Source organism: Enterobacter kobei (assembly GCF_001729765.1).
Lineage (GTDB): Bacteria > Pseudomonadota > Gammaproteobacteria > Enterobacterales > Enterobacteriaceae > Enterobacter > Enterobacter kobei.
Map to the genome: position 1 here is coordinate 1,886,585 of NZ_CP017181.1, position 16,528 is coordinate 1,903,112.

The 16,528-nt window shown below is 58.7% G+C and carries 16 protein-coding genes; 9 read left to right on the top strand and 7 right to left on the bottom strand.

Annotated elements, in window-relative coordinates; translation table 11 throughout:
* The first annotated feature begins 30 nt into the window (after positions 1–30).
* Positions 31–600 (top strand): carboxymuconolactone decarboxylase family protein, encoded by a 570-nt coding sequence (locus tag BFV64_RS09065; RefSeq protein WP_069601945.1) that lies wholly within the window; start codon positions 31–33, stop codon positions 598–600.
* Positions 593–1,210 (top strand): CDP-alcohol phosphatidyltransferase family protein, encoded by a 618-nt coding sequence (locus BFV64_RS09070; RefSeq protein ID WP_069601946.1) that lies wholly within the window; start codon positions 593–595, stop codon positions 1,208–1,210. The genes BFV64_RS09065 and BFV64_RS09070 overlap by 8 nt, the downstream gene beginning before the upstream one ends.
* On the opposite strand, the gene BFV64_RS09075 is transcribed toward BFV64_RS09070, so the two are convergent.
* The 6 genes from BFV64_RS09075 to xthA form a co-directional block, all read right to left on the bottom strand.
* Positions 1,207–2,514 carry a sulfurtransferase gene (locus BFV64_RS09075; protein ID WP_023338252.1) on the bottom strand — a complete coding sequence of 436 codons (1,308 nt, stop codon included), beginning with the start codon at positions 2,512–2,514 and terminating at the stop codon, positions 1,207–1,209. The genes BFV64_RS09070 and BFV64_RS09075 overlap by 4 nt on opposite strands.
* Before the next feature lie 73 nt (positions 2,515–2,587).
* Positions 2,588–3,208 carry an ATP-binding cassette domain-containing protein gene (locus BFV64_RS09080; RefSeq protein ID WP_023332753.1) on the bottom strand — a complete coding sequence of 207 codons (621 nt, stop codon included), beginning with the start codon at positions 3,206–3,208 and terminating at the stop codon, positions 2,588–2,590.
* On the bottom strand, positions 3,208–4,737 hold the full coding sequence (locus tag BFV64_RS09085) for an ABC transporter permease family protein (protein ID WP_045281789.1): 1,530 nt from the start codon (positions 4,735–4,737) through the stop codon (positions 3,208–3,210). The genes BFV64_RS09080 and BFV64_RS09085 overlap by 1 nt, the downstream gene beginning before the upstream one ends.
* Positions 4,710–5,870 carry an ABC transporter substrate-binding protein gene (locus BFV64_RS09090; RefSeq protein WP_121528309.1) on the bottom strand — a complete coding sequence of 387 codons (1,161 nt, stop codon included), beginning with the start codon at positions 5,868–5,870 and terminating at the stop codon, positions 4,710–4,712. Before BFV64_RS09090 ends, BFV64_RS09085 begins: the two co-directional genes overlap by 28 nt.
* Before the next feature lie 15 nt (positions 5,871–5,885).
* Positions 5,886–6,569: a TVP38/TMEM64 family protein gene (locus BFV64_RS09095; protein WP_069601947.1), complete on the bottom strand. Its 684-nt coding sequence runs from the start codon at positions 6,567–6,569 to the stop codon at positions 5,886–5,888.
* 6 nt (positions 6,570–6,575) lie between these two features.
* Complete coding sequence (xthA, locus tag BFV64_RS09100; RefSeq protein WP_045281792.1) at positions 6,576–7,382, bottom strand: exodeoxyribonuclease III; 807 nt, start codon at positions 7,380–7,382, stop codon at positions 6,576–6,578.
* Positions 7,383–7,815: 433 nt separating this feature from the next.
* Here xthA and astC point away from each other — a divergent pair, with 433 nt between their 5' ends.
* The 7 genes from astC (at position 7,816) to ves (ending at position 15,523) form a co-directional block, all read left to right on the top strand.
* The gene (gene astC, locus BFV64_RS09105) at positions 7,816–9,036 is read left to right on the top strand and encodes a succinylornithine/acetylornithine transaminase (protein WP_023332757.1); all 1,221 of its coding nucleotides are present in this window, start codon (positions 7,816–7,818) and stop codon (positions 9,034–9,036) included.
* Positions 9,033–10,067, top strand: coding sequence for an arginine N-succinyltransferase (gene astA / locus BFV64_RS09110; RefSeq protein ID WP_023332758.1), 1,035 nt, complete (start codon positions 9,033–9,035; stop codon positions 10,065–10,067). The genes astC and astA overlap by 4 nt, the downstream gene beginning before the upstream one ends.
* Positions 10,064–11,551, top strand: coding sequence for a succinylglutamate-semialdehyde dehydrogenase (gene astD / locus BFV64_RS09115; protein WP_069601948.1), 1,488 nt, complete (start codon positions 10,064–10,066; stop codon positions 11,549–11,551). Before astA ends, astD begins: the two co-directional genes overlap by 4 nt.
* On the top strand, positions 11,538–12,863 hold the full coding sequence (astB, locus tag BFV64_RS09120) for an N-succinylarginine dihydrolase (RefSeq protein ID WP_023332760.1): 1,326 nt from the start codon (positions 11,538–11,540) through the stop codon (positions 12,861–12,863). The genes astD and astB overlap by 14 nt, the downstream gene beginning before the upstream one ends.
* A gap of 10 nt (positions 12,864–12,873) precedes the next feature.
* Positions 12,874–13,839 carry a succinylglutamate desuccinylase gene (gene astE / locus BFV64_RS09125; protein ID WP_069601949.1) on the top strand — a complete coding sequence of 322 codons (966 nt, stop codon included), beginning with the start codon at positions 12,874–12,876 and terminating at the stop codon, positions 13,837–13,839.
* A gap of 337 nt (positions 13,840–14,176) precedes the next feature.
* Positions 14,177–14,668: an ATP-independent periplasmic protein-refolding chaperone Spy gene (gene spy, locus BFV64_RS09130; RefSeq protein WP_014883470.1), complete on the top strand. Its 492-nt coding sequence runs from the start codon at positions 14,177–14,179 to the stop codon at positions 14,666–14,668.
* 297 nt (positions 14,669–14,965) lie between these two features.
* Complete coding sequence (gene ves / locus BFV64_RS09135; protein ID WP_014883471.1) at positions 14,966–15,523, top strand: environmental stress-induced protein Ves; 558 nt, start codon at positions 14,966–14,968, stop codon at positions 15,521–15,523.
* Here ves and cho read toward each other — a convergent pair.
* Complete coding sequence (gene cho / locus BFV64_RS09140; protein WP_014883472.1) at positions 15,501–16,379, bottom strand: excinuclease Cho; 879 nt, start codon at positions 16,377–16,379, stop codon at positions 15,501–15,503. The two genes, ves and cho, sit on opposite strands and share 23 nt — an antisense overlap.
* Positions 16,380–16,528 lie beyond the last annotated feature (149 nt).

Consider the following 16,528-nt stretch of genomic DNA (forward strand, 5'->3'; position numbering starts at 1 on the left):
TTCAAAGAGTCCAGTCATCAGGAGAAACAGGTGAAAGAGTCGTCCACCTGGGTAGAACCCATCCCAACCCTTCCGGCGAGCGTAAAACCGATTGCCGCCATGCAGCGAAAACACTTTGGTGCAGTCCTGAATCCCACGCGCTGGTGGGGGCGCATGCCGCGTCTGTTCTGGCTGGTTGCATTGTTTGTCGGTTTTCTGGAGCGAAGAAACGCGCGCCTGACGCCGCAACTCCGCTCGCTGCTGATGACGCGGGTATCGCAGCTGTGCCACTGTGCTTTTTGCATTGATGCTAACAGCCTGCGTCTGGCCGAGCGCAGCGGGGCGCTGGATAAAGTCCAGGCCGTGAGCGACTGGCCAGACTCTGACCTGTTCAGTGAACAAGAGCGCGCGGCGCTGGCCTATGCTGAGGCGGTCACCTCCACGCCGCCCAGGGTGGATGAAGCAATCAAAACGGCGCTGAAACGCCACTTTACCGATGAGGTTATTACTGAAATGACGGCGCTCATCGCCTTTCAGAATCTCTCCGCCCGCTTTAACGCCGCGCTGGATATCCCGGCGCAGGGGCTGTGCGCCACGTTTAAAGGGAAGCCTGATGCTTGACCGTCACCTGCATCCACGGATAAAACCCGCGCTGAATCGTCTGGTCTCTGCGCTGGATAAGCCGGGCATTACGCCCGACGGACTTACCCTGGCGGGGTTTGCCATCGGCCTGCTGACGTTGCCATTTCTGGCCCTCGGCTGGTACCCGGCAGCACTGGTCGCCATCGTCCTGAACCGCCTGCTGGATGGTCTGGACGGTGCGCTGGCGCGCCGGAGAGGGCTCACGGATGCGGGAGGGTTTCTGGATATCGCGCTCGATTTCCTGTTCTATGCGCTGGTGCCGTTTGGCTTTGCGCTGGCGGCACCTGTGCAGAATACGCTGGCTTCCGCCTGGCTGCTGTTCGCATTTAATGGCACCGGGAGCAGCTTTCTGGCCTTTGCGGCACTGGCGGCGAAGCACAATATCGACAACCCCGGCTATGCGCACAAGTCGTTTTACTACATCGGCGGGTTAACGGAGGGGACGGAGACCATCGTGCTGTTCGTGCTCTGCTGCCTGTTTCCGGCCCATTTTGCCGTGTTCGCGTGGATATTTGGCGCGTTGTGCTGGCTGACCACCACAACGCGCATCTGGAGCGGTTATGTGACGCTAAAGTCACTCAAACCTTAACGCGTACTCTCGGGCCCGCGCTCACCGCGGGAGACCGGGTTCTGCGGGTGACTGCTCCACTCATACCAGCCGCCGTCATAGACGGCGACGTTCTTCCAGCCCATCGCCCGGGCGTACATAAAGGTTTCAGCCGCTCGCCAGCCGGTGCCGCAGTAAAAGGCGACGTGCTGCTCCGGCAGGATATCCCACGTTTTCCACATGGCGGTGATGTCGTCGGCGCTGCGCATGGTGCCGTCCGGGTTGTGGAAATCTTCCATGTGGGTGGCATCGCTTCCCGCGTGGCCCCAGCGGGCGCCGGCAATGTCACCTTTTGGCTTGATGTAGCTGTAGCCGCTGGTTTCGCCGATAAATTCCGGCCACGAACGAATACTGACGAGAGAGGCATCCTGGCGGTGCAGCATACCGCGCGCCTGTTCCATATCCACCATCAGTTGCGGCTGACCGGGGATCGGTGCGCCAAAATCAGGGGCGGGTTTCACTTTCCCTGGCGTACCGCGTTCAACCGGCAGACCCGCATCTGACCACGCCTTCCAGCCGCCATCGAGTATGCGCACATCCTTCACGCCTGCATACAGCATAATCTGCGCCACGCGCGCGGCGGCGTAAACGTCACGACCATACAAAATGACGGTGGTATCGTGACGGATCCCGTGCTTCGCCAGCATCGCTTTCAGCTTGTCGTCGGAGACTTTATTCCACAGCGGCTCGCTTTCCACTTCGTTGGTGTCGATGTATCCCGCGCCGGGAATATGGTTCAGCAGATAAAACTTCGGCGCGCCCCAGGCCGCTTCTATGACTTTCCATTCACCCGCGGGCGCGGCTGTCACCGGTTTACCCTGCTGGAGCTGGTGGATCCACTGCGGATAGACCAGCTGTTCAAAGTGCGGCAGACGCTGCAGGCGGTCCGGGGTTTGCAGGGCATCGCTGAGCAGCGAGATAGCGTGATATCCGGCTTTCTCCAGGCGCGCTTTCACCGCCTGGTTGGCGCTATCGTCGCCGTACAGCGCGACAGGCGTCGCAGGCGAAAGCTGATGCTGTTTAGCCCAGCGCGCCAGTTGTTCGTCGCTCATTGCGTCAAGCCAGCTGGCCGCAAGGTTGAGCGCTGCGGGTTCATGCCCGGAAGGACCGCTGAGGGTCTGCGGCCAGCCGTTGTAGAACGCGCTGGCGCGGGTGTCGACAGGCGTACCGTGCTGCGCCTGAAGCTGGGACAGCGTGAGTGAATTGGCCATTTCAGCCGCCTGAGAGGAAAACGAAGCGAGGCCGCAGAGCAGGGCCAGCGCGGTCAGTTGAGAAACACGTTTCATCGAATAACCTGACGTCAGTAAAAGAGGGGGGCATTGTCGTCTCTCCCGAAACGGAAAACATTGCGTTAGCACATTATTGCCAGCGAGAAATCTCAATCACCTCGCCGGCGGGCGGAATATCGTCCTCATCATGGGTGACCAGCACCACCGGAATATTGCGCGCCCGGACGGTGTCAAACACCCAGGCCCGAAACGTCGTGCGTAACGCTTTATCGAGGCGGCTGAAGGGCTCATCCAGCAGCAGTGCCTGCGGTTCAGCGAGCAGGGCGCGCAGCAGACTGACCCGGGCGCGCTCACCGCCGGAAAGGGTTGCCGGGTCGCTGGCGTAACGGTCGCCAAGCCCGGCGGAATTCAGCGCCAGCTCGACGGCTTCCCGACGTGCGCGTCCGGCGATCCGCTCAGGCAACGCCAGCAGCAAATTTTGTCCGACGCTGAACGCGTCAAACAGCAGCGCGTCCTGAAAGAGAATGCCCAGCCCGCGAGATTCGACGGGAAGGCCGTCGCAGCGACGCTCATCGAGCCACAGCTCGCCCCGTGCCTGAAAATCATCTGACAGCGCGCCGACCATCCAGGAAAAAAGGGTCGATTTTCCGCTGCCGGAGGGGCCCATCAGGGTGACGATCTCCCCGCGGGGAACGCAAAAATTGACCTCGCGGAAAAGCGGTTCGATGGTGAGATCCTTTACCTTCAACATTAACGTAATCCCTGACGATAGCGGCCCGCAAGGCGGGAGAAGAGTGAGGCCAGACCGAACACCGTGCCCGTGACCAGCAGTAAACCCAGCGCCCGGTTAGCGAGAACCGGGATGCTGCCCCCGCTGCTGAGCGCGACGGTCTCGGTGGTCAGCGTGGCGAAACGACCTGCGCCCAGCCACAGCGTCGGCATATATTGCGCCATGCTGACTGAAAAACCGGTGGCAAAGGCCAGCAGCGCAGGGCGCACCAGCAGAGGGCATTTCAGCAGGCAGAAGATTTTTGCCCGCCGCCAGCCGAGCGTCCTGGCGGTAAGAATAAGCCGGGGATCGAGCCTTTGCCAGGCCGGTTGCAGCACCAGCAGCATCCAGGGGAGTACCCAGAGCAGATGGCTCCAGAGCACGGCGGCATAGTGCCCGTCGAGGCCCAGATGTAACGCAATGGCATATTGCCCCGTGACCAGCGGTAGCGCCGTGAGCGCGAGCGGTAACCACACCCACGGAGCGCCTCGCTGCGGCCCCCATTCCAGCCAGAGAAAAATGACGATCAGGGCGACAAGGCTCGACAGCAGACCGAAAGAAAGGCTGGTACTCACCGGGCCAACATCGTCCCGTTGGGCCAGCATCAACAGCACCGCGGCGCAAAGTATCCCGCACGCGGGCAGAAATCCGCTGAATACACGCTCTGGCAGGGCGAGATGTGACCTGTGGCGTGCGCCCGTCGGATGTGCAAACGTGCGACGCCACACCTTCCGCAGCCCGTAGCCCAGCGCAGCAAGCGCGGCCAGCAGCAGAAGGAGAAGCAGGCACAGCAGCGTCCCTTTTGCCTGCTGCTGTACGTCTCCCTGGCTCAGCCACTGCCAGGCCAGCACGGCCAGCGTCGGCGGGTTACCGGGCCCGAGAACGATCGCCACGTCCACGACGGACAGCGACCACGCCAGCACCGCCAGCATCACCGCGCCGAGTACCGGCGCGATCGCCGGAAGGAGCAGCCAGTTAAGCGTCTGAAAACGCCCGTAGCCGAAGGTCTGCAGGACAATCTTCTGCGGTGCGAGCCGTTTTTCCGGCAGCACGGCGTAAATCGCCCACAGTACAAACGCGCTCTCTTTGACCGCGAGCGTCAGACCCAGCCCGATGCCGTAGCGGTCATACGGAGGTGAACAGACGGTGCAGACCTGATAAAACAGACCGCCTTCGGCAAACAGCAGCAACGCGCTGGAGGCGAAAGCCACATGGGGCACGGCCAGCAGCCACGGCAGGCGCGTACTGAGACGCCGCCAGCGTTTGCCGGGCCAGAAAAGGGCCACGAGAGAAAGGGCGATAAACAACGCCCCCAGCGTGGCGATAAGCGTTGAAACCAGGGTGGCGATGGCTGCCTGAGGCAATTGTGGGTCGTTCAGCAGCCGCTGCCAGTTAACGACAGAAAATGCCGGAGCAAGCAGCATGGCACCGGCGGGCAGGAGCGGCAGATAAATAATCGCCATCGCCAGCCAGACAAGCCAGCTTAACGGGTGCCGTAACGACGCAGCCATTCCTGCTCCAGCGCGTTAACCCAGGCGGACTGCGGCTCTGCCAGAACCTTCGGCAGCCCCTGCGGCGTATGAGCCAGCAGCTGTTTTGCTTCATCTTCGGGCAACGTTTTCACATCCAGCACGCTCGGGTCACCCCAGATGGCCGGGTCGGCCTTGCGGATTTGCGCCCGCGGTGACAGCAGGAAGTTGGCGACGACTTTTGCGCCAGCGCTTGCGCTGGCATTGGCCGGAATCGCCACAAAATGGACGTTGCCGAGCATCCCGTTGCGAAAACCAAAGCTGTAGCTGTCGGCAGGCAGTTCGCCGCTCGCCACTTTCTGCTGCCCATGCGCCGGGTTAAAGGTCAGCGACAGATTCAGGCTCCCGCTGGCAAGCAGGGTATCCATCCGGGCGGGCGAGGGAGGGAAGTCTTTCCCTTCACGCCACAGCAGCGGGTGCAATTTATCGAGATACGCCCAGAGCGGGGCGGTCACCTGAGCAAAGGTGTCATCGGGTGCTTTTTGCAACGCATCCGGATGAGCCGTGAGCGTCATCAGCAGCTGCTCAAGGAACGCGGTACCGGTAAAATCGGGCGGGCGGGGATAGCTGAGCTTGCCGGGGTTCTGCCTTGCGTAATCCAGCAACGCCTGCGGATCTTCTGGCGGCGTCGGCATGCTGGTTTTGCGGGCGATAAAGGTTAGCTGCGCGCCGCCCCACGGCGATTCCGCGCCGTCTGTGGGAATGGCGAAATCTTCGGTGACAGGTTTGCGGGTATCGACATAGCGCCAGTTGGGCAACCTCTGCGCCCACCCGGTTTGCAGGAGATTAGCCTCTTTTAGCGTGCGGAAGTTTTCGCCGTTGACCCACAGCAGGTCGACCGAGCCATTCGTTTTGCGCCCCGCGGCGGCTTCGGTCTGGATCCGTTTTACCGCATCGGCAGCGTCGGCCAGCGGGACGATTTTAAGGGTAATGGCGTAGTGCGTTTGCATCTCGCCGCTCACCCACTCAAGGTAGCGGTTGACCGCCGGATCGCCTCCCCAGGCGTTAAACCAGACAGTCTGCCCGTTGGCTTGTTGCTGGATACTTTGCCAGCTGTCGGCGGCATACAGGGGGGCGGCCAGCAGCAGGCCTGTCAGAAACGTGCAAAAACGCACACGGCGCATAATGCCTCACTTTTTGAACGAAGAGGTGTAACGGGAATACAGCCAGCGGGTAGCCAGCGGCAATAACCCCAATAGTGTAAAGGCGAAGACCATACCCGGCGACACAATATCGTGCAGCGATGTCACTTTTCCCAGCTCGCGCCCGGCGTTGAGGAAGACAACCGTGGCGGGCAGCATGGCGACCTGGCTAACCCACCAGTAGCGCCTCACCGTGATGCGGGTCACCCCCATCAGCAAATTCACCACAAAAAACGGGAACAGCGGCATCAGGCGCAGGGCAAAAAGATAGGCCGTACCCTCGCGCGCCATACCGGTATTCACCGTATTCATCTGTCGGGCAAAGCGCTGCTGAACCCAGTCGCGAAGGAGATAACGGCTGGCAAGCATGGCCAGCGTAGCCCCGAGCGTAGAGGCAAACGAGACCAGCACGGTGCCTTCCCACAGGGAAAACAGTGTCCCGCCCAGCAGGGTCAGGATCGCCGCGCCGGGAAGCGACAGGGCGGAGAGCGCTACGTAGAGTGCAAAAAAGATCGTTGCGCTCTGCAGCGGCGCGCGGTCGACATAGGAGAGTAACGTCTGCTGGTGAGTTTTAACCCCTTCCAGAGAGAGCGTGCCCGGTGGCAGCATGACAAACGTCAGAATAAATGCGCCCAGAAGGGCGCACAGGAAGAGTAATTTTCGACTGTTCACGCGCGATCAGAGCTTGAATTTAGCCCACACCGGCGCATGGTCCGATGGCTTTTCCATGCTGCGGATATCGTAGTCGATCCCGGTTTCGATGCAGCGCTCAGCCAGCGGCAAGCTGGCCAGCAGCAGGTCGATACGCAGGCCACGGTTGTCGTCAAAGCCTTTTGAGCGGTAGTCAAACCACGAGAAGCGATCCTGGGTTTCAGGGTTCGCATGGCGGAAGGTATCCACCAGGCCCCAGCCCAGCAGGCGTTCCATCCACTCGCGCTCTTCCGGCAGGAAGGAACATTTGCCGGTACGTAGCCAGCGCTTGCGGTTCTCTTCGCCTATGCCGATATCCCGATCCGTCGGGCTGATATTCATGTCGCCCATGATCAGCACCGGATTCTCTTTTTTCAGTTCGGTTGTCAGGTAGTTCTGCAGATCCTGATAAAACTTCGCTTTGGCGGGGAATTTTGTCTCGTGGTCACGGCTCTCACCCTGTGGGAAATAGCCGTTAATGACCGTGATATTGCCAAGTGCAGAGGGCACTTCCGCCATGATGATACGGCGCTGCGCTTCTTCATTGTCCCCGGGGAAGCCGCGACGCACGGAAACCGGGGTTTCTTTAGTGAGCAGCGCGACGCCATAGTGACCTTTCTGACCGTGGTAGAAGACGTTGTAACCCAGTTTCGCGACTTCTTCGAGGGGGAACATGTCGTCGTGAACCTTGGTCTCCTGCAGGCCGATAACATCGGGCTGATGTTGCTCAACAATGGCTTCCAGTTGATGAGGACGGGCGCGCAGGCCGTTGATATTAAAAGAGACAAATTTCATAGTCGCTGCCAGTGCAAGGTGAATAGTGCATGGATGGTAGCAGAATTTGCATCAACTGTTACCGGGTTCGACCAATAACTGCGACAGATAATGCCGGTGGTGCAATATTTGCACCATCCTGACGCGTTTTGCCCCCGGACAGGGCGTAAACGGCCGGGAAATTTCGCGAGCGATCACAATTCCAGAATTATATTTGGCCTTTGCATACTCTTTCTTATTTTCATGCGGCAAAGCGCCGCTTATCGTAAAAATATTCACTTTTTATGCAGTAACAGTGAATAACTCCATATCATAACTCATTGATATTCTGTTGCCTCAACCCGTTTATGCATTTTTATCGCTGGCTGGCACGAAGGCTGCAATCTACATTCACAGTGCAAACACTCAATTATTTAACATTCAAATAACCTTTTATTTACCGGATGAGGTCGCTATGTCTCTGTCAATTACGCGTGAAAATTTCGATGAATGGATGATGCCGGTATACGCGCCGGCGGCGTTTATTCCGGTTCGCGGGGAAGGCTCACGCCTGTGGGATCAGCAGGGGAAAGAGTACATCGACTTTGCCGGGGGGATTGCGGTGAATGCGCTGGGCCATGCGCATCCGGCGCTGCGTCAGGCGCTGAACGATCAGGCCGCGAAGTTCTGGCATACCGGTAACGGTTTTACCAACGAGCCTGCGCTTCGTCTGGCGAAAAAGCTCATTGACGCGACGTTTGCCGAAAAAGTCTTTTTCTGTAACTCCGGGGCGGAAGCCAACGAAGCGGCGCTGAAGCTGGCACGTAAATATGCCCACGACAAGTTCGGTACCCACAAGAGCGGGATTGTGGCATTTAAAAATGCCTTCCACGGACGCACGCTGTTTACCGTGAGCGCGGGCGGTCAGCCCTCTTATTCGCAGGATTTCGCACCGCTGCCGCCGGATATTCGCCACGGCATCTATAACGATCTGCAGTCTGCCAGCGAGCTGATTAACGACACCACCTGCGCGGTGATCGTCGAACCGATGCAGGGCGAGGGCGGCGTGCTTCCGGCGCAAAAAGCATTCCTTCAGGGGCTGCGCGAATTGTGCGATCGCCATAATGCGCTGCTGATTTTCGACGAAGTACAGACCGGCGTCGGCCGCACCGGCGAGCTGTATGCGTATATGCACTACGGCGTGACGCCGGATATTCTCTCAACCGCCAAAGCGCTGGGCGGCGGCTTCCCGATTGGGGCCACGTTGACGACCGATAAATTCGCCAGCGTGATGACCGTGGGCACCCATGGCACCACCTACGGCGGCAACCCGCTGGCGACCGCTGTGGCCGGACAGGTTCTCGACATCATTAACACCCCTGAGGTGCTGAAGGGCGTTAAGCAGCGTCACGACTGGTTTGTTGAACGCCTGAACGCCATCAATGGCAAGACCGGACTGTTCAAGGAAATTCGCGGCCTGGGGCTGTTAATTGGCTGCGAGCTCACCCCTGAGTTTGCCGGAAAAGCTAAACTTATTTCACAGGAAGCGGCAAAAATGGGCGTGATGGTGCTGATTGCCGGTGCCAACGTGGTGCGTTTTGCTCCCGCGCTGATTGTCAGCGAGGAAGAGGTGCAAACCGGTCTGGATCGATTTGCACTGGCGTGTGAAAAAGTGAAGTCCGGGGTGTCATCATGATGGTCATCCGTCCCGTTGAGCGCGGCGATATCGCCGGGCTCATGCAGCTTGCCGGTAAGACGGGAGGCGGGCTGACCTCGCTTCCTGCCGATGAAAAAACGCTGTCGGCGCGCATTGAGCGCGCCCTGCAAACCTGGCAGGGGACGTTGCCAAAAAGCGAACAGGGCTACGTGTTCGTGCTGGAAGATACCGAGACGGGGACGGTGGCCGGGATCTGCGCCATTGAAGTGGCCGTCGGTCTTAACGACCCGTGGTATAACTACCGCGTTGGCACCATGGTTCACGCGTCGAAAGAGCTGAACGTCTATAACGCGCTGCCGACGCTGTTTCTCTGTAATGACCACACGGGTGCCAGCGAACTCTGCACGCTGTTCCTCGACCCGGCGTGGCGCAAAGAGGGCAACGGTTATCTGCTCTCCAAATCGCGCTTTATGTTTATGGCTGCCTTCCGCGATCGCTTTAACGAAAAAGTGGTCGCCGAGATGCGCGGCGTGATTGATGACACCGGCTACTCGCCGTTCTGGGAGAGCCTGGGCGAGCGCTTCTTCTCTATGGAGTTCAGCCGTGCAGACTATCTCTGCGGCACAGGCCAGAAAGCCTTTATTGCCGAGCTGATGCCGAAGCATCCTATCTATACCCATTTCCTTAGCCCGGAAGCGCAGGCGGTGATCGGCGAAGTGCATCCGCAAACCGCGCCAGCTCGTGCAGTGCTGGAGAAAGAGGGCTTCCGCTACCGTAACTATGTCGACATCTTTGACGGCGGACCGACGCTTGAGTGCGATATCGACCGCGTTCGCGCGATCCGTAAAAGCCGCCTGGTAGAGGTCTCTGAAGGTCAGCCCGCGCCAGGCGACTGGCCGGCATGTCTGGTGGCGAACGAAAATTACACCCACTTCCGCGCCATGCTGGTGCGGACTAACCCGAAATGTGAACGTCTGGTGCTGACGGCTGCAGAACTGGATGCCCTGAAATGTAACGCCGGCGATACGGTTCGTCTGGTGCGTCTCTGCCCTGAGGAGAAAACAGCATGACATTATGGATTAACGGTGACTGGGTAACGGGCGAAGGCGAGCTGCGCGTAAAGACCAATCCGGTAGGTAATGAGGTGCTCTGGAAGGGAAATGACGCCAGCCCCAGCCAGGTGGAACAAGCCTGTCATGCCGCGCGTCGTGCGTTTCCGGCGTGGGCAAAACAGCCTTTCGCCACGCGCCAGGCCATTATTGAAACGTTTGCCGGGCTGCTGGAGGCGAATAAAGCTGAGCTCATGCGCATTATTGCTTTCGAAACCAGTAAGCCACGCTGGGAAGCAGCAACGGAAGTGACGGCGATGATCAACAAAATCGCCATTTCGGTAAAGGCATACCATACCCGCACCGGCGAGCAACACACCGAGATGCCGGACGGCGCGGCGACGCTGCGCCATCGTCCGCACGGCGTGCTGGCGGTATTTGGCCCGTACAACTTCCCGGGACATCTGCCGAACGGCCACATTGTTCCCGCACTGCTGGCGGGCAATACCGTTATTTTCAAGCCGAGCGAGTTAACCCCCTTAACCGGCGAGGCGGTGGTGAAGCTGTGGGAACAGGCCGGGTTGCCGCCGGGCGTGCTGAACCTGGTGCAGGGCGGTCGCGAAACCGGTCAGGCGCTCAGTGCGCTGAGCGATATTGACGGCCTGCTGTTCACCGGCAGCGCCGGAACGGGCTATCAGCTGCATCGCCAGCTGGCGGGACAGCCGGAAAAAATTCTGGCGCTGGAGATGGGGGGCAACAACCCGCTGATTGTTGAAGACCCCGATGATATTGACGCCGCGGTGCACCTGACGATCCAGTCCGCCTTTATCACCGCCGGACAGCGTTGCACCTGTGCCCGCCGCCTGCTGGTGAAACGAGGAGCACAAGGGGATGCCTTCCTGAAACGCCTGGTCGACGTCAGCGCACGTCTGGTCCCCGCCGCGTGGGATGCCGATCCGCAGCCGTTTATGGGGGGACTGATTTCCGAACAGGCCGCGCTGAATGTGCTTAATGCCTTGCAAAACCACGTTGCGCGCGGCGCGAAAACCCTGCTGGAACCCAGGCAGGTACAGCCGGGAACCTCGCTGCTTACGCCGGGTATTGTTGAGATGAGCGGCGCGAGCAACGTGCCGGATGAAGAGGTCTTTGGCCCGCTGCTGTGCGTCTGGCGTTACGACGATTTTGATGCGGCGATTGCGATGGCAAACAACACCCGCTATGGCCTGTCGAGCGGACTCATTTCGCCGCATCGCGAGAAGTTTGATCAACTGCTGCTGGAAGCGCGCGCCGGGATTGTAAACTGGAATAAACCGCTGACCGGTGCGGCGAGCACCGCGCCATTCGGCGGCGTGGGTGCGTCGGGTAACCATCGCGCCAGCGCGTGGTATGCCGCGGATTACTGTGCATGGCCGATGGCGAGCCTGGAAACCCCGGCGCTGAGGCTGCCGGAGACGCTCAGTCCGGGGCTGGATTTTAGCGAAGGGGATCGTCATGAAAGCGCGTGAAGTCAACTTTGACGGGCTGGTGGGGCTGACCCACCACTATGCCGGTCTCTCCTTTGGTAATGAAGCCTCGACGAAGCATCAGTTTCAGGTCTCCAACCCGAAACTGGCGGCGAAGCAGGGCCTGCAGAAAATGAAAGCGCTGGCAGATGCCGGGTTTCCACAGGCGGTGATCCCGCCGCAGGAACGGCCGAACGTGGCGGTGCTGCGCCAGCTCGGCTTTACCGGGAGTGATGAGCAGGTGGTCGAAAAAGCGGGCACGCAAACGCCACATCTGCTCTCGGCGGCGAGCTCCGCCTCCTCTATGTGGGTGGCGAACGCGGCGACCGTCGCACCGTCAGCCGATACGCTGGATGGCAAAGTCCATCTGACGGTGGCTAACCTGAACAACAAATTCCACCGCGCCACCGAAGCGGAAACCACCGAGCGCGTGCTGCGCGCTATTTTCAACCATGACGCCCATTTTGAGGTGCATCAGGCTCTGCCGCAGGTGGCGATGTTCGGCGACGAAGGCGCGGCCAACCATAACCGTCTCGGAGGCGACTATGGCGAGCCTGGCGTACAGGTGTTTATCTACGGGCGCGAGGAGGGCGGTCATTCTGCCCCCGTTCGCTATCCTGCCCGCCAGACGCTGGCCGCCAGCCAGGCGGTCGCTCGCCTGAACCAGGTCAATCCTTCACAGGTGATTTTTGCCCAGCAGAACCCACAGGTGATTGACCAGGGCGTGTTCCATAACGACGTGATTGCCGTTTCCAACCGTCAGGTGCTGTTCTGCCATGAGCAGGCGTTTGCGCATCAGGAGAAACTGCTCGCGACACTGCGCGAACGCGTACCCGGCTTTATGCCCATTCAGGTGCCCACGCAGGCCGTCAGCGTGCAGGACGCGGTTGAAACGTATCTGTTCAACAGCCAGCTGCTGAGCCGCGATGACGGCAGCATGATGCTGGTGCTACCGCAGGAGTCACAGGATCATAAAGGCGTCTGGCAATACCTGACGCAACTGGTTAAGGCCGATAACCCTATTGACGAACTGCGCGTGTTTGATCTGCGTGAAAGCATGGCTAACGGCGGCGGTCCTGCCTGCCTGCGTCTGCGCGTGGTATTAACGCCGAATGAAATGCAGGCCGTTAACCCGGCAGTCATGATGAACGAAGCGCTGTTTACCACCCTTAATGACTGGGTGGATCGCTACTATCGCGACCGGTTAACGCAGGCGGATCTGATTGACCCGCAGCTTCTGCGTGAAGGGCGCGAGGCGCTGGACGCGTTGACATCAATCCTGCAACTGGGATCGGTTTATCCGTTCCAGCGCTAAAGGAGTGGGTATGGAAAATTTACTGGCGCTGACCCTGGCCGATAAAATGCCGGAACAGAAAGAGGGGGATGGCCCCTCATTCCGCTGGCGATGGCTGGGGCGCGGGGTGCTTGAGCTGACGCCGACTACCGACAGCGAGCTATCGCTGCTGCTCTCAACGGGCATTCACGGCAATGAAACGGCGCCCGTTGAGATTGTCGATTTGCTACTGCGTGCGTTATATCGCGGAGATATCACCCTTACGTGTCGCGTACTGGTGGTGCTGGGCAATCCGCCTGCGCTGGCGCAAAACAAACGTTACCTGGTGAGTGACATTAACCGCATGTTTGGCGGTCGCTGGTCGCAGTTTCCGCAAAGTGAAGAAACGGCAAGGGCCGCGTGGCTTGAGAATGTCGTGACCGCGTTTTTCTCCACGGCGGGGCCAGTGCGCTGGCATCTTGATCTCCATACCGCGATCCGCGCGTCTTACCATGTGCGCTTTGGCGTGTTACCGCAGCGGAATCAGCCCTGGGATGAAGCTTTTCTGCGCTGGCTGGGGGACGCCGGGCTGGAGGCGCTGGTCTTTCATCAGTCGCCGGGCGGAACGTTTACCCATTTTACCTGCGAACATTTTGCTGCCCTGGCCTGTACGCTGGAACTGGGAAAAGCGCTTCCTTTCGGTGAGAACGATCTGACGCGTTTTGCTCCCACGCATCTCGCGCTGCGGGCTCTGCTCGGGGGAGAGGCTCCCGACCATGAGCATCCGCCCGTTGAGCGGTATCGCGTCGTACAGCAGATCACCCGCCGCAGCGATGCTTTCCAGCTTCATATGGCCGCGCACACCCTGAACTTCACGCCGTTTCGCAAAGGAGTGCTGCTGGCGGAAGATGGGGAAGAACGTTACGAAGTGCAGAAAACAACGGAATATGTGTTGTTCCCTAACCCTACCGTCGCGTTTGGCCTGCGAGCGGGTCTGATGCTGGAAAAAATATCATGAACCTTTCCCCTCTCATCATCCGGGAGGGGAAAATAAAAACGTTTCTTAACGTTTAAAGTGCTGGTCCTTGTTTTGCGGAATATTCCTGGTGAATTGCTTTATTATTCATCTTCACTTCGCTATACTTTTTCGAAATCGCTTTAAATTCATCGTTTTGAATATTTTTTGTTGCAACTCTCCACGCTTTATCCTTATTTCCTCCACATTTGGCGAAAAATTGTTTTGTACACTTTCATTGTTTTACTGTTGCTCTGACTAATTGACGATAAACCCCGTAAAGTTAATCTCGTCAACACGGCATAGCGCCGAAGAATAACTGAAAGAAAGGAAATAAATTATGCGTAAGTTTACTGCACTGTTTGTTGCTTCTACCCTGGCTCTGGGCGCTACCAGCATGGCGTTCGCCGCAGATACCGCAACCACGACTGCCGCACCGGCCGAAGGCAAAATGATGATGCATCATAAAGGCCCGGGTATGCACAACGAGATGATGATGTTTAAGGGGCTCAACCTGACGGATGCGCAGAAGCAGCAGATCCGCGACATCATGAAAAGCCAGCGCGACCAGATGAAGCGTCCTCCGCTGGAAGAGCGCCGCGCAATGCATGACATCATTGCCAGCGACACCTTCGATAAGGCGAAAGCCGAAGCGCAGATCGACAAAATGGCCGAGCAGCATAAAGCCCGCATGCTGGCCCACATGGAAACGCAGAACAAGATCTACAACATTCTGACCCCGGAACAGAAAAAACAGTTTAATGCCAATTTTGAGAAGCGTCTGACAGAACGTCCGGCGATGGAAGGTAAAATGCCAGCACCGACCGAATAATCGGTTCAACATCTTAAGACCGCCGGGATCCTGTCCACAAAAGCGCAACCGCTGTGGACAGGACCGGCGGTTTTTCTTTCCTGCCCTCTTGTCTGCCGCTGCCAGCGCGGTATTCTCCTGTAGTCGCTTCAGAGAATGTTTGTAGAGTCATGGCGTTAGCAATTTTTTTGACGTTCCGCTAAGGCCTGCCCGCTTTGCTGCCGATACTGTGTCTGTGAATACCTAATGATAACAAACAAGACTGCAAGGGTAGCGATATCCTTGCCCTGGCACGGGTTGTGCCATTCAGGAGTGGTGATGGAGTTCTTTGATATCCGTAAAATGCCGGTCAGCCTCTGGCGTAATGGTGCTGGCGAAACGCGAGAAATTTGTTGTATCCCTCCCGCAACGCGCGATTTTTGCTGGCGAGCCAGTATTGCGACGATCGCCAGCAACGGCGAATTCTCCGCTTTTCCCGGAGTTGACCGGGTCATTACCTTGCTGGAGGGCGGGGAGGTGACGCTGGATGCCGGACAGGCGTTCCGCCATACTCTTAAACCGCATCAACCTTACCATTTTGCCGGCGATTTGCCGGTAAAGGCATTGCTTTCCGATGGCAGGATGGCGATGGACTTCAACATCATGACCCGGCGTGACTGCTGCAAGGCGAAAGTGCGCGTTGCCGACCGTACCTTTACGACGTTTGGCTCGCGTGGCGGCGTGGTGTTTGTGCTAAGCGGGGCGTGGCAGCTGGGTGATAAACTGCTGACGGCCGATCAGGGCGCCAGCTGGGAGGAGGGGACCCATACTCTGCGTTTGCTGGAGTCTCAGGGTACCCTGCTGTTCAGTGAAATTAACTGGCTGCCGGGTCACTGAGCATAATGACCTCAAACTTGCCGGTTAAAACGGGCTTGCAGAGGATTTTATAGCCATCCTGATCGAACCCGGCGGGGGTGCGTAACAGGGTTGCCGCGTCGCTTAAATCATCGACAGCCCCCAGCCAGAGCCAGTTATTGACGATGTGATACTGCGTCATCGTTTCACCCACTTCTTTTAGCGCCACGGCGCCCTCCCACGGCCAGCAGTTGATGCTGATGGCCGCAAGACCGCTCAGGAGGCGGGCGTGATGCGCCTCAACGCTCTCTTTGCCGCAGCAGGCGCCTGCGCAGCGCTTCAGCGCGGAGCGAAAACAGGCGCGGCCACGCGTGGTGCCTTCTAAACCTAAAAGGCTGTAGCAAAGCTGTAGCTCGTCGGCCAGTGTTTGCAGAGCCTGAAGGGCCGCGCGTTTGTTGGCAAATAATCCAAAAAGGTTTGGCGCATGAGAAAAATCGACGTCGCGGGCGTAAACCACCTGCGGCTTACCGTCGCTGATCTGCAGGGAACAAAGCTGACGGTTACGGCGCAGGCGCTTATTAAAGAGCGGTTGTTGCTCTTTTATCAGCCGGGCCTCCAGCAACAGCGCACCCATTTCTCCCGCCGTCTGAAACCAGGTGATGCGCCGCGACTGGCGCAGCATGGCGGCCTCATCCGGGGTACGCAGGTGGGATAACACCCGGCTGCGAATATTGACGCTTTTGCCGATATAAAGCGGCAAGGTGTCGCTTTCACCGTGAAAAATGTACACGCCAGGCTGTTTTGGCAGCGCCTCAAGCCAGGGGCGAAGGTGCTCGGGATATTCGTAGATAGCCGCCGCTTCAAACTCAAGACGCGGGGCGGATTGACGCCTGCTCACATATTACTCCGTATACTGTTCAGGTATACAGTGTAGCAGGTGCGCTGTGGTTAAAAAAGAGCCGGGTGGCGGCTACGCCTTACCCGGCCACATTGTGCGGTCTGTTGCCCTCACCCCAACCCTCTCCCACGGGAGAGGGCGCAAACACT

Excerpts from the sequence above, each read along its gene's own strand:
- ves (WP_014883471.1), top strand. The coding sequence starts at position 14,966 with ATGGAGTTCTTTGATATCCGTAAAATGCCGGTCAGCCTCTGGCGTAAT.
- BFV64_RS09075 (WP_023338252.1), bottom strand. The coding sequence starts at position 2,514 with ATGAAACGTGTTTCTCAACTGACCGCGCTGGCCCTGCTCTGCGGCCTC.
- spy (WP_014883470.1), top strand. The coding sequence starts at position 14,177 with ATGCGTAAGTTTACTGCACTGTTTGTTGCTTCTACCCTGGCTCTGGGC.
- astA (WP_023332758.1), top strand. The coding sequence starts at position 9,033 with ATGATGGTCATCCGTCCCGTTGAGCGCGGCGATATCGCCGGGCTCATG.
- BFV64_RS09080 (WP_023332753.1), bottom strand. The coding sequence starts at position 3,208 with ATGTTGAAGGTAAAGGATCTCACCATCGAACCGCTTTTCCGCGAGGTC.
- astB (WP_023332760.1), top strand. The coding sequence starts at position 11,538 with ATGAAAGCGCGTGAAGTCAACTTTGACGGGCTGGTGGGGCTGACCCAC.
- astE (WP_069601949.1), top strand. The coding sequence starts at position 12,874 with ATGGAAAATTTACTGGCGCTGACCCTGGCCGATAAAATGCCGGAACAG.
- astD (WP_069601948.1), top strand. The coding sequence starts at position 10,064 with ATGACATTATGGATTAACGGTGACTGGGTAACGGGCGAAGGCGAGCTG.
- BFV64_RS09085 (WP_045281789.1), bottom strand. The coding sequence starts at position 4,737 with ATGGCTGCGTCGTTACGGCACCCGTTAAGCTGGCTTGTCTGGCTGGCG.
- xthA (WP_045281792.1), bottom strand. The coding sequence starts at position 7,382 with ATGAAATTTGTCTCTTTTAATATCAACGGCCTGCGCGCCCGTCCTCAT.
- astC (WP_023332757.1), top strand. The coding sequence starts at position 7,816 with ATGTCTCTGTCAATTACGCGTGAAAATTTCGATGAATGGATGATGCCG.
- BFV64_RS09070 (WP_069601946.1), top strand. The coding sequence starts at position 593 with ATGCTTGACCGTCACCTGCATCCACGGATAAAACCCGCGCTGAATCGT.